General features: G+C 52.0%; 16 protein-coding genes. 1 reads left to right on the top strand and 15 read right to left on the bottom strand.

What is annotated here, in order from left to right; translation table 11 throughout:
- Positions 1–2 precede the first annotated feature (2 nt).
- The 3 genes from CWE15_RS06220 to guaB form a co-directional block, all read right to left on the bottom strand.
- Positions 3–1,421, bottom strand: a complete 1,419-nt coding sequence (locus CWE15_RS06220) for a Na+/H+ antiporter NhaC family protein (protein ID WP_241971855.1) — start codon at positions 1,419–1,421, stop codon at positions 3–5.
- A gap of 89 nt (positions 1,422–1,510) precedes the next feature.
- Positions 1,511–3,088: a glutamine-hydrolyzing GMP synthase gene (guaA, locus tag CWE15_RS06215; RefSeq protein ID WP_126757214.1), complete on the bottom strand. Its 1,578-nt coding sequence runs from the start codon at positions 3,086–3,088 to the stop codon at positions 1,511–1,513.
- Positions 3,089–3,137: 49 nt separating this feature from the next.
- Positions 3,138–4,604: an IMP dehydrogenase gene (gene guaB, locus CWE15_RS06210; protein ID WP_126757213.1), complete on the bottom strand. Its 1,467-nt coding sequence runs from the start codon at positions 4,602–4,604 to the stop codon at positions 3,138–3,140.
- 133 nt (positions 4,605–4,737) lie between these two features.
- On the opposite strand from guaB, the gene xseA reads away from it, so the two are divergent.
- Entirely contained in the window at positions 4,738–6,096 is a 1,359-nt protein-coding gene (gene xseA / locus CWE15_RS06205; RefSeq protein WP_126757212.1) for an exodeoxyribonuclease VII large subunit, read from the top strand.
- A gap of 3 nt (positions 6,097–6,099) precedes the next feature.
- Here xseA and CWE15_RS06200 read toward each other — a convergent pair whose 3' ends face one another.
- Genes CWE15_RS06200 through gspD form a run of 12 tightly spaced genes read right to left on the bottom strand, consistent with a single transcriptional unit; the run spans position 6,100 to position 17,346 of the window.
- On the bottom strand, positions 6,100–6,936 hold the full coding sequence (locus CWE15_RS06200; protein WP_126757211.1) for a mechanosensitive ion channel domain-containing protein: 837 nt from the start codon (positions 6,934–6,936) through the stop codon (positions 6,100–6,102).
- Positions 6,937–6,982: 46 nt separating this feature from the next.
- Positions 6,983–7,750 carry a type II secretion system protein N gene (locus CWE15_RS06195; RefSeq protein ID WP_126757210.1) on the bottom strand — a complete coding sequence of 256 codons (768 nt, stop codon included), beginning with the start codon at positions 7,748–7,750 and terminating at the stop codon, positions 6,983–6,985.
- 1 nt (position 7,751) lies between these two features.
- Positions 7,752–8,279: a type II secretion system protein GspM gene (gspM, locus tag CWE15_RS06190; RefSeq protein WP_126757209.1), complete on the bottom strand. Its 528-nt coding sequence runs from the start codon at positions 8,277–8,279 to the stop codon at positions 7,752–7,754.
- A complete protein-coding gene (gene gspL / locus CWE15_RS06185; protein ID WP_157980723.1) occupies positions 8,276–9,490 on the bottom strand; it encodes a type II secretion system protein GspL in 1,215 nt (404 codons plus the stop codon). Before gspL ends, gspM begins: the two co-directional genes overlap by 4 nt.
- Positions 9,474–10,472: a type II secretion system minor pseudopilin GspK gene (gspK, locus tag CWE15_RS06180; protein ID WP_126757207.1), complete on the bottom strand. Its 999-nt coding sequence runs from the start codon at positions 10,470–10,472 to the stop codon at positions 9,474–9,476. Before gspK ends, gspL begins: the two co-directional genes overlap by 17 nt.
- Positions 10,465–11,112, bottom strand: coding sequence for a type II secretion system minor pseudopilin GspJ (gene gspJ / locus CWE15_RS06175; RefSeq protein WP_126757206.1), 648 nt, complete (start codon positions 11,110–11,112; stop codon positions 10,465–10,467). The genes gspK and gspJ overlap by 8 nt, the downstream gene beginning before the upstream one ends.
- Positions 11,112–11,504 carry a type II secretion system minor pseudopilin GspI gene (gene gspI, locus CWE15_RS06170; RefSeq protein ID WP_126757205.1) on the bottom strand — a complete coding sequence of 131 codons (393 nt, stop codon included), beginning with the start codon at positions 11,502–11,504 and terminating at the stop codon, positions 11,112–11,114. Before gspI ends, gspJ begins: the two co-directional genes overlap by 1 nt.
- Positions 11,498–12,070: a type II secretion system minor pseudopilin GspH gene (gspH, locus tag CWE15_RS06165; RefSeq protein ID WP_126757204.1), complete on the bottom strand. Its 573-nt coding sequence runs from the start codon at positions 12,068–12,070 to the stop codon at positions 11,498–11,500. The genes gspI and gspH overlap by 7 nt, the downstream gene beginning before the upstream one ends.
- A 9-nt stretch (positions 12,071–12,079) precedes the next feature.
- Positions 12,080–12,517, bottom strand: a complete 438-nt coding sequence (gene gspG, locus CWE15_RS06160) for a type II secretion system major pseudopilin GspG (RefSeq protein WP_126757203.1) — start codon at positions 12,515–12,517, stop codon at positions 12,080–12,082.
- 2 nt (positions 12,518–12,519) lie between these two features.
- Complete coding sequence (gene gspF / locus CWE15_RS06155; protein ID WP_126757202.1) at positions 12,520–13,740, bottom strand: type II secretion system inner membrane protein GspF; 1,221 nt, start codon at positions 13,738–13,740, stop codon at positions 12,520–12,522.
- Positions 13,740–15,290, bottom strand: a complete 1,551-nt coding sequence (gene gspE / locus CWE15_RS06150) for a type II secretion system ATPase GspE (RefSeq protein WP_126757201.1) — start codon at positions 15,288–15,290, stop codon at positions 13,740–13,742. Before gspE ends, gspF begins: the two co-directional genes overlap by 1 nt.
- Complete coding sequence (gspD, locus tag CWE15_RS06145) at positions 15,280–17,346, bottom strand: type II secretion system secretin GspD (protein WP_126757200.1); 2,067 nt, start codon at positions 17,344–17,346, stop codon at positions 15,280–15,282. Before gspD ends, gspE begins: the two co-directional genes overlap by 11 nt.
- Between the last annotated feature and the right edge of the window lie 2 nt (positions 17,347–17,348).

The raw sequence follows: 17,348 nt of genomic DNA, 5'->3' as shown, positions 1-17,348 counted from the left end.
TCCTAGCTTGCCACACGGGTCACTTCAACAAACATACCTGCCAGCAAGTAAAACACTATGGTCGCTGCGGCGGCCAGCAGCGCATAGGGTAGCTGTGTGCGCACATGGGCAATATGGTCAGAGCCTGAGGCCAAGGACGCCATGATAGTGGTGTCACTAATTGGCGAAGCATGGTCGCCAAAAATTCCCCCAGCAAGTGCCGCACCAATCAGTAAAGGCACCGGAATGCCTAATCCTAACGCCAAAGGGACGGCCAACGGAATCATTAAAGCAAAGGTGCCCCAGCTCGAGCCAATGGCAAAAGCCGTTATACCCGAGAGAATAAACACTAAAACAGGGATAAGCATAAAGGGCACGGATGTGTTTAGCAGGCCTGTTAAATAGTCGCCCGTGCCGAGGCTTTTCGTAACATCGCCAAGCGCAATCGCTAGCCAAAGAATAACAGCCAGCGGCAAAATGTCTCGCGCTCCGCGTACTATGCCTCGCACGACATTTCCCACAGAATTTGGAATCGACACTAGGGTGCCCACGATGGCTATAAAAAGCGCAGCATAAATAGCCACAAACACACTGAACATGCCGCTGCCTGCCACCAATTTGCCGTCGCCCGTATACACCAACATGGCCGGCACCAGCACAACCATACTGACAAGGCTTAGAATAACGGTGGCGACAGCCCCTTTATTCACTGCATCAGGCGCTGCTTTGGTGGTACTTTGACGCTTAGCATAGTCGTCTTGTGCGGTTAATTCGTAGGCTTTCATGGGGCCTATGGTCCAGCCGGTCCACGCCACCCACAGGGCTAAGAATAAGGCAAAAATAGCATAAGCATTTAGGAGTACAGAGCCCGCAAACACCATAAGCGGCTGCTCTACTTCCTGCTGGCCAATGAGGCCGAGGTTAAACGCGCCCCAAGCATTAAGCGGAATCAGAATACAGACAGGCGCACAAGTGGAGTCGATAATGTAGGCAAGTTTTTGCCGGGAAATACCCAAGCGGTCGTACACAGGGCGAGACGTGGTGCCCGAGGTCATAATGGACACGTTGGATTCGATAAATACAATCACCCCCAATACCCAAGTAAACAAACGAGCGCGCTTGCGACTATGCACCCATTGTTTATTTTCCAGCGCCTGCACAAAGCTACCGAAGGTGCCGCCTTGCTCTAGCACCCCAAACAGGGCGCCAATCGCTAAAGTAAACCCCCACAGCATGAGGTTACCTGGGTCCACCAAGGTACCGTATAAGCCTTCACCCGCAGCTAGTGCGGCTGTGCTTAGGTCTGGGCTATATAGTAAGCCATACGCAAAAATAACACCGCCTAGTAAGGCCCAAATAACACGCCGGCTTATAATAGCCACTAAAATGGCCAATAAAGAAGGCAATAAGCTAAGCCAACCTAGCTCTGCATTCATCTGCATTTCTCTCAATTAATAGTAAGTTACCTAATAAAGTACAGGAACTGCATGCAAGATAACAGTGTTCTTGGCAAGCAGTTCCTATGGGTCACTTACTCCCACTCAATGGTGGCAGGTGGCTTGCCTGAAATGTCGTACACCACCCGTGAAATGCCGTCGATTTCATTGATAATGCGGTTAGAAACGCGCTCTAATAGCTCGTACGGTAAGTGGGCCCAACGTGCTGTCATAAAGTCGATGGTTTCAACCGCGCGCACGGCAATAACCCAGTCGTATTTTCGGGCATCGCCCATAACGCCCACACTTTTCACTGGCAAGAACACAGCGAAAGCCTGGCTGACTTTGTGGTATAGGTCGGCTTTGTATAGTTCTTCAATGAAAATGGCGTCGGCACGGCGTAATAGGTCGCAGTACTCTTTCTTTACTTCCCCTAATACCCGTACACCTAAACCTGGCCCTGGGAAAGGGTGGCGGTACAGCATGTCGTAAGGTAAGCCGAGTTCAAGTCCAATTTTGCGCACTTCGTCTTTAAATAGCTCGCGCAGTGGCTCTACCAAGCCCATTTTCATGTCTTCTGGAAGGCCGCCCACATTGTGATGCGACTTAATCACTTGCGCTTTCCCTGTTTTCGAGCCTGCTGACTCGATCACGTCGGGGTAAATGGTTCCTTGCGCCAGCCAATTCACGTCTGTGAGCTCTTTGGCTTGCTCGTCGAATACTTCGATAAACACACGGCCAATAATTTTACGTTTGGCTTCTGGCTCGCTGGTGCCAGCAAGGGCCGACAAGAAGCGCTCTTCTGCGTCGACTTTAATAATGTTTAAACCGAAGTGGTCACCAAACATGTCCATAACCTGTTGGCCCTCATTCAGGCGCAGCAAGCCATTGTCCACAAATACACAGGTAAGCTGCTTGCCAATGGCACGGTGAAGCAACATGGCGGTAACCGAGGAGTCTACCCCACCCGATAAGCCAAGAATGACTTTACCGTCGCCCACTTGCTCTTTAATGCGGGCAATAGCGTCGTCAATAATGGAAGCCGGAGTCCAATGCTTTTCACAGCCACAAATGTCTACAACGAAGTGCTCTAGCATACGCAAGCCCTGCTTGGTGTGCGTTACTTCTGGATGGAACTGCACGCCGTAAAAACGCTTTTCTTCATTGGCTATTGCCGCATGGGGGCAATGCTCAGTTTTCGCAATGGTGGTAAAACCTTCCGGAATTTCAATGACTTTGTCGCCATGGCTCATCCATACGTCGAGTAATGGCGCACCCGACTCGCTTATGGCGTCTTCAATGTTGGCAAAAAATGCGCTTTCGCCCATACGCTCTACGCGGGCATGGCCAAATTCACGCTCGGTGGAGCCTTCCACTTTTCCGCCTAGTTGTACCGACATGGTTTGCATGCCGTAGCACACGCCTAGAAGCGGTACGCCGGCGTTGAATACGTACTGCGGCGCGCGCGGCGAGCCTGCTTCTGTGACACTTTCAGGGCCACCCGACAAGATTATTCCGTCAGGGTTGAAGCTGCGTATTTCTTCTTCGTTGGTTTCCCAGTCCCAAAGCTCACAGTACACACCAATTTCGCGCACACGGCGGGCAATAAGCTGCGTAAATTGAGAGCCAAAGTCGAGAATGAGAATACGATGCTGATGAATGTCTTGTGTCATGGTGTCCACTTTAAAGTAAGCGCGGCCAGAAACTGGCCGCAGATAACAATTAACCTAAACGATAATTCGGTGCTTCTTTGGTAATTTGCACGTCGTGTACATGGGACTCACCCATACCTGCAGCCGTCACTTTTACAAATTCTGGCTTGGTCCGTAAGGTTTCAATATCGGCGGAGCCTGTCAGCCCCATCGCCGAGCGCAAACCACCCATTTGCTGGTGAATTATATTGCTAATAGGCCCCTTATAAGCCACACGTCCTTCAATGCCTTCAGGAACAAGCTTGTCGGCTTGGTTTGAAGACTGGAAATAGCGGTCTGATGAGCCGTGGCTTTGATCCATAGCGCCTAAGCTGCCCATACCGCGGTATGACTTGTAGTAGCGGCCTTGATAAAGCTCGACTTCACCCGGTGCTTCTTCGGTACCGGCTAACATGCTACCCACCATGACACTGCTAGCGCCAGCGGCTATTGCTTTTGCAATATCACCGGAGAAGCGGACGCCACCGTCAGCAATAACGGGGATGTTCAGGCCTTCAAGGGCTGCCACCGCATTGGAAATAGCGGTAATTTGTGGCACGCCACAACCGGTTACAATGCGCGTGGTACAAATAGAGCCCGGGCCAATGCCTACTTTTACGGCATTTACACCGGCATCGGCGAGGGCTTTAGCGCCTTCGCCCGTAGCCACGTTCCCACCCACAATTTGCATGTCTGGGTAGTTTTTCCGCACCCACTTCACTCGCTCGATTACGCCTTCTGAATGGCCGTGTGAGGTGTCTACAAGAATAACGTCCACGCCCGCTTCTACCAGAGCCGCAACCCGCTCTTCTGTGCCAGCACCTACACCAACGGCGGCACCTACACGCAAGCGGCCTTGGCTGTCTTTACAGGCATTGGGTTTGTTGGCTGCTTTTTCAAAGTCTTTTAGGGTGATCATGCCTTTTAGCGCGTGGGCGTCGTCGACCACAAGAATTTTTTCAATTCGGTGCTTATGCATCAACTCAAGAATGACGTCGCTTTCTGTGTGCTCTTTGACGGTAATTAAGCGCTCTTCCGGGGTCATCACGTCGGCTACTTTTAAATGCTGGGAGTGCTCTGAACGTGTGTCGCGGCCTGTCACAATACCAACCAAGCGACCATTTTCTACCACTGGAAAGCCGTGAAAGCCGTGCTCTATGGTGAGGGCTTTCACTTCTTGCAAGGTAGTTTCTGGGGTCACTGTGACTGGGTCAGACACGGTGCCGCTTTCGTATTTTTTCACACGGCGTACATGCGCAGCCTGCTCGGCAATGCTCATGTTTTTATGAATAAAGCCCATGCCGCCTTCTTGCGCTAAGGCAATAGCAAGACGTGCTTCGGTTACTGTGTCCATAGCAGCAGAAACCAAAGGTATTTTTAATTCAATGTCTTGGGTTAGCTTTGTGTTTAAATTTGCTTGGTGCGGCAGCACAGTGGAATGTGCAGGCAAAAGTAGTACGTCATCGAACGTTAAAGCTTCTTGGGCAAGTCGTAACATGGCAACATCTCTCTCTTTTTGAACCACCTAGAGGGCATTGCAGGTGGGTACAATGTTGCGGCGGTATTTTACTCACTCCGACGCATACAGTAAACTAAAATTTGAAAATTCTTCGTATAAGGGTCGTAACACCATGATAACCACTCCCCCCGCTGCTGCACAGCGCGACATATACACGGTCACGCGGTTAAACCGTGAGGTGCGCCATTTGCTTGAGCAACAATGGGGTCAGGTTTGGTTGGTGGGCGAAGTATCCAACTTTTCTCGCCCAGGCTCTGGCCATTGGTACTTCAGCTTAAAAGACAATGACGCGCAAATTAGCTGTGCCATGTTCCGGGGGAATAATCAGCGAGTGCGTGTACCTGTTAATGCCGGCATGCAAGTCATGGTGCGGGGTCGCATTAGTTTGTACGAGCCCCGCGGCAATTATCAGCTGATTGTAGAACACTTAGAGCCCGCCGGTGAAGGCTTACTGCAACAACAGTTTGAAGCATTAAAACGTGCTTTAGCGGCAGAAGGCCTGTTCGCCCCAGAGCGAAAAAAGCCGTTGCCTGAGCGCGTCCGCAGACTAGGTGTTATTACCTCGCCTTCCGGAGCAGCTTTGCATGATGTGCTGTCGGTGCTTCAGCGCCGCGACCCGAGCTTGCACGTCATTGTATACCCGGCCCAAGTTCAAGGGCAGGAAGCCCCTGGCGCTTTACGCTACGCCTTATCACGGGCGGTGCAGCGCAACGAAGTAGACGCACTGCTGATTACCCGTGGCGGCGGTTCGTTGGAAGACTTGTGGGCTTTTAATGACGAAGGCTTAGCCCGGGATATTGCCGCCTGTCCTTTACCGACAGTCAGTGCCGTGGGCCATGAAGTGGACTTTACCATAGCCGACTTTGTAGCAGACTTACGCGCGGCCACTCCTTCTGCCGCAGCCGAGCTATTAAGCCAAGATATGCAGCACTATGCTCGCCATTTACAACAGCTTGAGCAGCGGAGTGTCAGAGCTTGGCATACTCAGTTTCAGGGGAAGCAAACCTTGGTTCGGCACTTACACGCGCGTTTACAGCCCTTAAACCCGCAACGCCGGATAGAACAGCAGTCGCAGCAGCTCGACGGCCTGAATGAACGCTTACTGCGCAGTATGCAACAACGCCTACGCCAGCAAACCCAACAGCACCTCAGTTTGTTGCACCGTTTGCAGCAACAACACCCTGAGCGGGACATTCAAAGTTTAAAGAGCAATTTAAGCCAACTGCAAAACCGCTTACAGCACGCCATGCGGGCCTTTGTCCGAAACAAACAAAAGCACTTTGTGGCCCAGCAGCAAGCCTTGCATATTGTTAGCCCGCTCAACACCTTAGCCCGCGGTTATTCGATGACATTCGACGAGCAGCAGCAACTTGTACGTGACGCGACCGAAGTGAAACCAGGTCAGCTCATTACCACTCGGCTGGGCCAAGGGCATTTGGTCAGCCGAGTGGAGCAGACACATAAAGACTAAAGCTTATTTTTCTTCGCTTTCTGCACTACTGTGATGCATATGAACATCCATTTGCGGGTATGGAATACCAATGCCCGCCTTGTCGAGCGCGTCTTTGAATTTTTCCATCGAGTCCCAGTACACGCCCCAGTAGTCCGCACTGTTTACCCACGGGCGCACAATAAAGTTCACCGACGAGTCCGCCAACTCAGACACTGCAATCGTGGGTGCTGGGTCTTTTAGTACCCGATCATCCGCCATCAGCAGGTCGTGAAACAGCTGCTTCGTTTCTTGCAAATTAGCGTCGTAAGACACCCCAAACACCATGTCGACGCGGCGCGTTGGGTTGTGCGAAAAGTTAGTAATAGCCGCTGAAGTAATACGGGCGTTCGGTACGACGACTTTTTTATTGTCCGGTGTTTTTAGAATGGTGGTGAACAATTCGATGCGCTGAACGGTTCCGGCAATGCCGCCCGCGTCCACATAGTCGCCGGACTTAAAGGGGCGATAAATCATAATCATTACACCGGAAGCAAAGTTCGAAAGGGAGCCTTGCAGGGCTAAACCTATGGCTAAACCAGCGGCACCTAAAATGGCAATAAAGGACGTAGTTTGCACACCCACATGGGACAGCGCCATAAGCAGCGCCGCAATAATAATTAGGGTTCGCACAATACCTGCCAGAAAGGACACCACCATATTGTCAATGCTGGTTTTGTCTAAGCGTTTGATCATACTGCCCGAAATGACGCGGGCTAGAATAAAGCCACCGATAACAATGAGCACAGCCACACAGGCTTTAATACCAAACGCGATAAGCATGTCTTGGTTTTCGCTGAACCAGGTTAGTATTTCTTTCATGGTTTGTTCACCTTTTTGTTATGAACCTAAGTGTGTAAGGGTAAGCCTAAAGTTGAAACCTAAAACTGTATTGCCCTTGTTGGTTTGGTCGACCCACCAGCTGCAACAAGTCGTGAATGGCGGTAGGTGCCATGGCTGTAGGCTGCATGGTGACAGCCAAATCCACATTACCTGGTGCAAAGTCACCTTGCACACGCAGGCCAAGATAATTGCTTGGGTCCATGTCTACTTGTACTAAGCCATTGCTACACGCCAGCTGCATTGAATAGTCACCCAGCGCTTGCCAACGAGTTCCCATAAGGGTTTCCACCTCATAAGCGGCTAGCCGCGCATTTAAATGAGAACATATCGGTTGGCCGAGCGCAAACTCGGTTACTCCGAGAACCACCTCGCCTTGCAAAGGAACGAGGTCGGGTATGTCCAGCCAACGGGCTAAATGCCCTAATTCACCTTGAAAGCGTGCATCGGTGAGCGTTAGCTGCTGACCGGAAAGGGACATAACCACGTGGGCTTGCCCCCGCACCGGGTTGACCGGGCTTTGCCCTATCTGGATATCTGCTGCTAGCTGCCCGGCAAGCAGTGCGAGCGGAAACACATCCCATGAAACCTGCTCCATATACTGATGCTGGATGCGTATTTGCTGTGCCTGCCCTTTCCACAAAGTGCCTTGCACACCTTGCAATTGCACATGCTCCGGCAAGGGCGCCAGCGCCATGACCAGACGAGCCGGTAAAAACACCAGCAGCCCCACCAAGTAAACACTGATCACCAAGGCTAGGCCGATCCGATTTTTTCTCTTGTTTTGCTTCACCATGTTAAGCTTCAACCCTTACTTGTAAGCGACGGACACGCACCACACCCGGTGTATTAGTTTCCGACACATCAAGGCTTTCAATCGCAACGCCCCGAGCGACCAAGCGCTCTATGAGAGTCAGCAGGGTCGTAAAGTGTGCTTCGTCAAACACCAGCACTTGCGCGTCGTTCTGTGGCTGAATTCGGGTGATGTTTAATTCCAGCTCTGCCGTGGTACGGCTTAAAAAAGCCGACAGCTCCTGCTGTTGCAAAGGCTGTACCCCTGCTTGATGCGTGCTATCAGCTTGCTGTTGGTAAATACGTGCTGCTTGTCGCTCAAACCACGCCTGATAGCTTTGCTGAGAACGCAGCTGCTGCTCTGCCCGTTCCACCCCTTCATGCAAAGGCTTCCAGACGCCAAGCCAAAGCGTGGTAAAGACCAGCAAGGCCGCAAGGCCTAACAGTAAACGTTGCTCACGTTGTTGCAGCCCTTGCCAGCGCGCGATGAAAGGCTGCAGGTGAGGTTGCAAACGTTGTCTCAATTTTTTCATGATGGTTTCCTTACCGTGAGTCGCCCCGCTATTTGACCGCTGCGGCTCACCAACTGCCCTTGCTCTATGTCCAATGCTTGTTTTCGTGCTTCCCGCTGGAAACGTTCAAAAGTATTAAAATTTTTGCCTGTTGCTTGTATTCGCAGTTCGCCACGGTTGCCATCGAACTGTAATAAGCTCACTTCCAATGCTGCTTCTTCAAAGGCCGGTACCAGGTCGTTTAGCATACTTAACAACAAGGCGCCGCCCTCGCCGGTATGGCCACTGGCCAATTGCTCCATGCGGCGGCGCACATCTGGGGGCACACGGTGCTGCTCAGGGAATAGTTCCAAATAACGGCTTTCAATGGCTTGTTGGATGTGTGCCGTTTGCTGGTTTAGTTGCATCCAGGTCACACCTAGGTTGCTTATGTAAGCCAGCATGAAGAGTGCTGCAGCAGCGGCTGGCCAACGCAGCATGTCCCAGTCCATAGACTGCCGCTGCTCTTGCGTAAAAGCGCCTTGGCATAAGTTAAGGGTGGCTGTGTCCCATTGCTTTAATAGTGCGAGTAAGGGCAAGTCCTGAGCCAAAGCCCGTGTGGGGGCCGGTACAGGCACGTGCTCTGGCCAATGTACTTCACCTAAGGTAAGTAACTCTGCAGGTAGCTCGTCTTCTGGGTACGCCAGGTGCTCAAGCCATTCAGGGTCTAGCTGCACCCCTTGCCAGGCCCCTTGGCGAATCAGCCAGTGGCTGTCAAATGCAGCCACCGTCCAGCGGTCTTGCTCATAGGGGAGTAAGAGCACATCGGGGATTAAGCGGCTTACTTGCAGCCCTGCTTCTTGCAACGCATCGAGCCAAAAGGACATGCGTGATTTTGCTACCACAGCAACAGGTATGGGCTGATTCGCAGGCGTGTGACTCGGCCAAGCAAAGTGCAGCTCGTCTATATCCTGTGCAACGTCGTCTTCCAGCGTGAAAGGTATTATGTTTTGCAGGTGACGACGTGACTTCGCAGGTACAGCAGCTTCTAGCAAGCTTATGCCGTTACTGGCTACAGTGACATACAAGCTGCGGTTGCTGGCCTTCTCCGTTAGTTCTGATAAATGCTCTAGGCTTGGCAGCACGCCACTGGCTATCACCTCTTCTGCTGTGGCGTCTGCTATCAACCAGTGTACTTGTGCGTCCCTGGTGGTTGGTAGCCGTATTATTAGTTTTTCACTCATCTCGCTCATAGCCTCCACGGGAGCGGTGGAGTACCCACGCCTTACCGTCTTTAATGTGTAATTGCGAAGTGCCATACAACTCTAAATCACCATACTTGACTTGAGCATTCAACTCAAAATATTGGCTGTTCAAAGTCAAGCCTTCCACGTCGCTATTTAATTGCCCTTCTTCGCCAAACCCTTGAATGGCTGGCTCCGCATTTATACTTTCTAAAGTTTCATACCCGTTGCTTGGCCGACCGCTGAGTAGGTCTTCAGCTGCATGCCTGTCAAGCCGCCCACGAAAATAAGCCATTACAATTTCGGGCTGGTCTGCATCGACCGTATTTAAATTTAAAGGCCAGTCTGTAACGCCCGGAATGACGCACACAAACGGCTCTATCCGCTGATACACCGCCTGGCTGTACCCTGCCACCTGCCGCAATTCAGAGCGGTGCACCAATAAGCTGTTTGCCGCCACATAGGGTTGCGCCAAGGACTCATAGTCTGCGTCCTCTGCTCCCATACTGTCGTGCAACTCTCGGTCTGCATCTAGCCAGTCTACGAGCGTGGCCGTGAGTCTTTGCGCTGTGTACTCGTCGAGCTCTAGGGCCGAAAGCAAACTTTGGTAACGCTCCACAGCGGTCGCAAACGCCGCTGTATTGTTTGGGTCTTTGTGCAGACTGTTCAAGTTAAAGCAGCTGTGCAAGTCGCGGACGCGGCCACCAATGGCCCCGCCGCGCACAGGGAAAGGTCCTTGCCGCGACGCCCACGCTTGCTGCAAGTGCGTGCGTCCTTCCGACGCTTCATGCTCGCGCAACAGCACTTGCCGTAGCAATGCCTCCGCACTAAGCCAATGCCAATAGGCTTGTTCCGCATGTTCGCTGCCGCTGACTCGGGCTATCTGCATGCGTAAGTGGCCACTCATGCGGGTGGCTAATACGGTCACCACCGCGACAATAAGCAACACACTGATAATGGCCACCCCCTGGCTGCGCTGCTGGCTACTCATTGACAAGCTCCAAGGGCTGCGCACCACTGGTTAACAACACCCGTTCAATCACCCCCAGTTGTGCATGCTCAATACGAATACGCACTTGTTCCGGCAATTGTTCCGCCTGTTGCCAACGACTTACCTGAGTGCCTGTGCCTGGTGTGGTAAATTGCACTTCAAAGTTTTCCACCCCCGTAAGCAAGGCTTGCACTTGGGGTTGCCCGCTGACAGAGTCGACAAAAGGCAGCGACAGCCGTTGCAACACCTGATCTCGCACCCGGTACACCACAGGCTGAAGCTCTGAACGAGGCAAGGCCTGTTGCGGGTTCACCCACCCCGCACGGACAAAAGCTAGGCCACCGCTGTCGCTTTCCAATAAGCGGCTATCATTACTAATATAAAACGATTCTTGCTGTCCCTCTGCGCGACGGTTGCGAGCTACCAGTTGCCGCACGTCCCGGTCGATAATCAGTAAGGCAAACTGCAACTCGGCTAATAATGCATGGCGCTCGCTTGAGCGGCTTTCTGCCTGTGTCATTTGCTGAAAAACAGAAGCGCTGGCCATGCCAATAATAGCCAACACGGCCATGGCCAACATTACTTCAATAAGGGTGAAGCCTCGTGCTTTCAGCTGTATGCAGTCTGTGCCTCGTTTCATTAACGCCGCCCCACAAAAGTACTAAGCTCAGCCACCACAGGGCCATTTTCTTCGGTGCGAACAGAAATGGTTACTTCTCGCAAGTCGTCGGTGACGGTTTCTAAAACCCGCTGTTGCCAGTACCAGGTTTGGCCCGCTAGCTCGACACTCCCGCTGTCATTGTTTTGCGGAGGCCATTTTTTGCTAAGCTGGCTTGGCGCCGCTGCTTCGGCCAGCTGGTTGCTGGCTACCAGCTGCGCAAAATATCTTTCTTGTAGGTATTGGGTGCTATGGATTTGCTGTGTGGCTACCATTAGCGCTGCCAGTGCAGCCAAGCCAAACACGGCCAAAGCAAACATCACTTCCACTAAAGTAAAGCCACGAGCTTTTTTGACTGTGAATGCTTTTACCATAGTGCCCCCTCAACCCGTTTTAGTTGTACCCCGTCGCTGGCATCTAACTGCATTATGGGGCTATGCAGGTCGTCCCATTGCAGCCGAAAAGGAATAAACTCGGTGCTTTCAAATATAATAACTTGCGGCTGGGGTGCTGCCTCGTCTTCGTCCCTTTCCGTTTGCTCCGACTGCAAAAAGCTGTCGTCTTGTTGGCGGTTGTCCAATAAACGAAATTCGCCTGGCAGAAACGTCATGTCTACCTGTTCGGGCATGCTAACCGGCAACAGTGGCTTTTCCGTAAAGGCTTGCCAGCGGTCTTGTTGCCAGCGGTAAAAACGGTATTCTTGCTCGCTAAATTCAACCCCTATCACCCAATGGCGTAATAACGCCTGTTCCCGTGCATAATGAAACTTAAGTTCAAATTGTTGGCGCAGGTCTTCACTGCTTTCTCCATGGGAACGGCTCGGCAATTGCAGCACTATGGTAAGGGCTGCAACGCCAATAATAGCCACCACCAACAGCAGCTCAATTAAGGTGAACCCCTGTTGTTGTGGCTGCAAGCGGTTCTCACTCAGCAGCGGCATAAGGCTTCCTTATGGGTTGCCTTCGTCATGCATGTTCCAGGTCCCTATGTCGTCTTCAGTGCCTGGTTGACCGTCAAAGCCCATGGTGAAAATATCGTAGCGATTGTATTGGCCCGGGCTTAATAGCTGGTATGGGTTGCCCCATGGGTCTGCAGGCAAGCGGCGTATATAGCCAGCTTCAGGGAAGCTACGTGGCTTGGGGTCGAGCTGACTTTCTTGCACGAGGGCTTCTAAGCCCTGCTCTGTGGTTGGGTATACGCCGTTATCTAAGCGGTACATTTCCATGGCGTTTTCCAGTGCCGTTAAGTCGGACACAACTTTTTGCCGCTCCGCTTTGTCTCTATTACTAAACACATTCGGAATCACCATAGTGGCGAGAATGCCTAGAATCACTATCACCACCATAAGTTCTAACAGCGAGAATCCTGACTGCTTACTTCTTCCCATAACTACAATCCTATTTGTTGGTTCAAGTTCATTATTGGCGTAATAATCGCCAACACGATAAAAAGTACTATGCTCGACATGGTAATAATCAGTACCGGCTCAAACACTTTCAAGCTAACACTGACAATGGTCGAAAATTCGTTGTCTTGGTTGTCGGCTAAGCGCCGTAGCATTTGTTCTAGCTCACCACTGCGCTCGCCAGACGCTATCATATGCAGCATCATGGGTGGAAACAGCTTACTTTTTCCTAACGCAGCGCGCAGGCTCGAGCCTTCGCGCACATCGTCGGCCGCTTCCTCAACCACTTCTCGCATGCGCTTATTGCCCATCACTTGCGCTGTTATTAAAAGCCCGTCCAGCAGCGGAATGGCCGACGCCGTTAAAATGCTTAAGGTCCGGGCAAAACGCGCGGTGTTAATGCCACGCACCAGTTTCCCCACAAAGGGTAAGTGCAATAACCGACAATGCACCCGGTAACGAAACCGTTCGTTTTGCATAAGCCGGCCCCACACCACCAGTCCAATAGCAAGTGCCAACAAAGTGTACAAGCCATAGGCCTGCATCCATTCACTGATATGAATTAACACCCGGGTCACCAGGGGCAGTTCCGCCCCCATATCAGTAAACTGCTCAACTATTTCAGGCACCACCACAGCAAGTAAGAAGCTCACCACCCCTAAGGCAACAAGGGTCAGGACGATCGGATACACGGCCGCCTGCAACACCTGACTTTTCATCATTTGTCGCTGCTCTGTGTAGTCAGCTAAACGTTCGAGTACTTCGTCTAAATGACCTGACTTTTCACCCGCAGCCACCATGGCGCAATATAAGTCATCGAACACCGCTGGAAAGTCGCCCAGCCCTTCCGCCAAGCTGTAGCCTTCCACGACTCGGCTGCGTACTGCCATCAGCATTTTTTGTAAACGGGGTTTTTCCGTTTGATCGGCAACCGCCAACAAGGCTTGTTCAATGGGCAATGCCGCTGTAATCAAGGTGGCTAGCTGCCGGGTAATCAGGGCCAAGTCGGGCGTGCTAATACCTCGCTGAAACAAAGGGCGTTTGCGTTGGTTTGTTTGCGGCTCGGCAGCGGCTCGCTCTACCTCAATAGGAAATAACCCTTGTTGGCGAAGCTGCTGGCGTATTTGCCGCTCTGTGTCTGCTTCGAGCACGCCTGTTTTCTTTTTGCCTGCGGCATCGAGGGCTTGGTATGAGAAGGCTGGCATTATTCCTCCCGCGTAACCCGCATAACTTCTTCTAAGCTGGTTTGGCCTAGCAGAATTTTATCGCGCCCATCTTGGCGAATACTGGGGAACTTGGTTCTGGCATAACGTTCAATGTCTTGCTCACCTTGTCCATTATGCACCAGCTCGCGCACCCGTTCGTCCACCACCAGTAATTCATGAATACCGGTACGACCGCGGTAGCCTGTCTGATTACAATGTGCGCACCCTACCGCCCGGTAAATGGTTGGCCGGTCTTGTTCTTGTGCTGGTACAGGCAAATCCAGCAGAGCCAGCTCTTCGTCGGTTGGCATATGGGCCGCCCGACACTCTTGGCAGAGAGTTCGCACTAAACGCTGCGCTAACACGGCTAATAAACTCGACGACAGTAAGAAAGGTTCTATGCCCATATCTTCCAAACGGGTCAGTGCACCCGCGGCCGTGTTGGTATGCAAGGTAGAAAGCACCAAGTGCCCGGTTAAACTGGCCTGCACCGCAATTTGCGCCGTTTCACTGTCGCGTATTTCACCTATCATGACCACGTCGGGGTCTTGTCGCAAAATAGCCCGTAATCCCCGAGCAAAGGTCATATCCACCCGCGGGTTTACCTGGGTTTGGCCAATACCTTCTAAAGCATATTCAATGGGGTCTTCCACGGTAAGTATATTGCGGTCTTTGGTGTTTATTTCCGAAAGGCCCGCATACAAGGTCGTACTTTTCCCCGAGCCCGTTGGCCCTGTGACCAAAATAATGCCGTGTGGCTTATGAATAAGTTCACTGAATGTGGCCCGTATTTTTTCTGCCATGCCCAGTTGCACCAAGTCGAGGCGGGCATTGTTTTTGTCGAGCAAACGCAGGACCACGCGCTCGCCATGGTTCGAAGGCATGGTGGACACGCGCACGTCTACGGCTCGGCCGGCAATTAACAGGGAAATCCGGCCATCTTGAGGAATTCGCTTTTCGGCTATATCTAACTGAGCCATCACTTTAATACGGCTTACCAGCAGCGAAGCGAGTTTCCGATGGGGCCGTAAAATTTCCCGCAGCACACCGTCAATACGAAAACGAATAATCAGGTCTTTTTCGAAGGTTTCAATGTGTATATCGGACGAGCCTTCTTTAATGGCTTCGCTCAGCATGGCGTTGATGAGCTTGATAATAGGCGCGTCGTCTTCACTGGCTAACAGGTCTTCTGTTTTCGGCAGCTCTTCGGCTAAGGAAAACAAGTTCACCTCATTGCCTATGTCTTCCATGAGTTGTTTGGCTTCCGACGAGTCGCGCTGATAGGCCAAGCCTAGAATACTGTCGAACTCGGCACTGGGGTGCGCTTGGACTTGAAAGCCATGCCCCAAAAACCGCCGTACTTCATGCAAGGTTTGCGCACTTGCCTGCTCACGAATATGCAGTACCGGCTGTTCGTTTTCCCATACCAACACCACACCAAACCGCTTGGCAAAAGCAAAGGGAATGCGCACCGGCTGGGCTTCCAATTGCGGCTCCAATTCCGCCGCAAGGTCTGGGCTTATTTCTTCCTGTGTAGGTTTAGTTGTCATTGCGCTCATCTACCGATTCATGCTGACGTTCACGTAATAACTCTTCAAAGCGTTCTGGCAGGGGGGTTCCTTCTGGCCACTCTGGCAGCACAGGAAGTACATCGGAGCTACGCAGTGACACGCCACGCTCTTGTTGCACCAACTGTTGTGCACGAATATAGCTGTACTTTTGACGGCTCAAACCCGCCATGGTGTTGTCGTCTCGAATAATGGTTGGGCGAATAAATACCATCAGGTTTCGCTTACGCGTGGTCACATTCGTCGACTTGAATAAGTGCCCTAGAATTGGAATGCGGCTCAGCACAGGTACCCGTGACAAGCTTTCTTGTACATCTTCGTCAATTAAACCGCCAAGCACTATGGTGTCACCGTCGTTGGCAAGTACTGTGGTTTTCAGTTCACGCTTATTGAAAATAACGTCCACACTGGTGGTACCGGCAACGCTGGACACTTCTTGCTCTATCATTAACTGCACCGAGTCGCCTTCGTTCACTTGCGGCGTTACCCGTAAGCGAATACCCACTTCTTGTCTATCCACGGTTTGGAAAGGGTTTGAATTATTCGAGCTGGCCGTGCCACCGGTAATGATGGGCACTTCTTGCCCCACCAAAAACACCGCTTCTTGGTTGTCTAAGGTGGTAATACTCGGTGCCGAAAGAATATTGGAGTTGGTATTCGTGGCCACTGCTTGCACCACGGCGGCCCAGTTGTCTTTTACTGTCCCAAACAATAGTCCATTCGCTGAGCCAAGTAAGTTTGCTAATAGTGAGTAGTCACCTGGCTTGTCCGGCTCGCGGGTGGTGTACTCATTGCCTGCGTTATCCACTCGGGTTACTTCAGAGCCTTTCTGGGTACGGGCTTGTTCCGCAGCAACCGCAAGCTGGCCAAGCGGTACCATGCCATTACCCGAGTACTGAGTCATGCCGTATTCTTCGCTAATCCACTGAATTCCAAACTGGTTACCGTCGCCTTCAAACACTTCCACAATAATGGCTTCCACCAATACTTGTGCACGGCGAATGTCGAGCTGACCGACCACATCGGCAATGGCACTGAGCATGTCTGGCTGTGCGGTGACCACTAAGGCATTGGTTGGCTCATGGGCTTCTATACTAATTTCTGCTCCACTGCGACGGCTGCGAGTTTGGCTGCCCGTGGTGCCACCTGCCGCACGTCCTTCTTCAGCAATCAGGGTTGCTGTCATGCCACGCAATAGCTCCACCATTTCTTCAGCTTTGGCATAGCGCAGGTAAAACACTCGAGTATTGCCGCTGGTCTCCATTTCTTGGTCGAGTTGTTTTATTAGGCGCACCACGCGTTCCCGCGCGCGCTCTTCGCCACTAACCAACACACGGTTGGTGCGCTCGTCGGCCACTAATCGCGGCACGAGCATTTCCGGCGTACTGCCACCCGACTGGACAAAAACACTTTGTGCTATGCGGACCATTTCGCTTGCTGAAGCATACTTCAGGGTGACTATGTCCACGTCCTTATTGCCAACTCTGTCGACCCGGCGAATAATTTCAGCCAAGCGGTTCACGTTCGCCGCCCGCCCGGTGATCATAATGACATTGGACACGTCATAGTTCATGACAGCGCCGCCAGCGGTTTGGTCGTTCAGCTGACGTAACAAGGGGGCCAATTCACGCACCGACACATTACTAACAGGCACCACGCGGGTTACCCACTCATCGCCGCTATGTTCGTCGCCTTCTGTGACTTGCGAGGGGGCGTTCTTAGCGTCTCTGTCGCGAATGATCTTCAAGGTGCCCGAGTCCATTTCAATGACCGCATAGCCATACACGGACAACACATTTAAAAAGAACTGATAGTATTCTTCCCGCGACATCACATCGTAACTGCGCACATTCACGCGGCCCCGCACTTCTGGGTCGACAATAATAGTGCGCTCCAGGTTCCGGCTCACCACTTGAATGAACTCGTTCATGTCTGTGTTACGGAAACTGGCTGAAAACTCGTCGCTTTGCGCCTGCACTGGCAGCACCACAAGGGCCGCAGCTAGCGTTATCCAAGAAAGCTTTTTTAATACTTGCATCG

This window comes from Aliidiomarina taiwanensis (genome assembly GCF_003987015.1).
Taxonomy (GTDB): domain Bacteria; phylum Pseudomonadota; class Gammaproteobacteria; order Enterobacterales; family Alteromonadaceae; genus Aliidiomarina; species Aliidiomarina taiwanensis.
Note: the sequence above shows the minus strand (reverse complement) of the source record. Positions and strands in the feature narration are given on the sequence as shown.

Bases quoted from the DNA above. Each gene is read 5' to 3' on its own strand.
- CWE15_RS06220 (WP_241971855.1), bottom strand. From the start codon at position 1,421: ATGCAGATGAATGCAGAGCTAGGTTGGCTTAGCTTATTGCCTTCTTTA.
- guaA (WP_126757214.1), bottom strand. From the start codon at position 3,088: ATGACACAAGACATTCATCAGCATCGTATTCTCATTCTCGACTTTGGC.
- guaB (WP_126757213.1), bottom strand. From the start codon at position 4,604: ATGTTACGACTTGCCCAAGAAGCTTTAACGTTCGATGACGTACTACTT.
- xseA (WP_126757212.1), top strand. From the start codon at position 4,738: ATGATAACCACTCCCCCCGCTGCTGCACAGCGCGACATATACACGGTC.
- CWE15_RS06200 (WP_126757211.1), bottom strand. From the start codon at position 6,936: ATGAAAGAAATACTAACCTGGTTCAGCGAAAACCAAGACATGCTTATC.
- CWE15_RS06195 (WP_126757210.1), bottom strand. From the start codon at position 7,750: ATGGTGAAGCAAAACAAGAGAAAAAATCGGATCGGCCTAGCCTTGGTG.
- gspM (WP_126757209.1), bottom strand. From the start codon at position 8,279: ATGAAAAAATTGAGACAACGTTTGCAACCTCACCTGCAGCCTTTCATC.
- gspL (WP_157980723.1), bottom strand. From the start codon at position 9,490: ATGAGCGAGATGAGTGAAAAACTAATAATACGGCTACCAACCACCAGG.
- gspK (WP_126757207.1), bottom strand. From the start codon at position 10,472: ATGAGTAGCCAGCAGCGCAGCCAGGGGGTGGCCATTATCAGTGTGTTG.
- gspJ (WP_126757206.1), bottom strand. From the start codon at position 11,112: ATGAAACGAGGCACAGACTGCATACAGCTGAAAGCACGAGGCTTCACC.
- gspI (WP_126757205.1), bottom strand. From the start codon at position 11,504: ATGGTAAAAGCATTCACAGTCAAAAAAGCTCGTGGCTTTACTTTAGTG.
- gspH (WP_126757204.1), bottom strand. From the start codon at position 12,070: ATGCCGCTGCTGAGTGAGAACCGCTTGCAGCCACAACAACAGGGGTTC.
- gspG (WP_126757203.1), bottom strand. From the start codon at position 12,517: ATGGGAAGAAGTAAGCAGTCAGGATTCTCGCTGTTAGAACTTATGGTG.
- gspF (WP_126757202.1), bottom strand. From the start codon at position 13,740: ATGCCAGCCTTCTCATACCAAGCCCTCGATGCCGCAGGCAAAAAGAAA.
- gspE (WP_126757201.1), bottom strand. From the start codon at position 15,290: ATGACAACTAAACCTACACAGGAAGAAATAAGCCCAGACCTTGCGGCG.
- gspD (WP_126757200.1), bottom strand. From the start codon at position 17,346: ATGCAAGTATTAAAAAAGCTTTCTTGGATAACGCTAGCTGCGGCCCTT.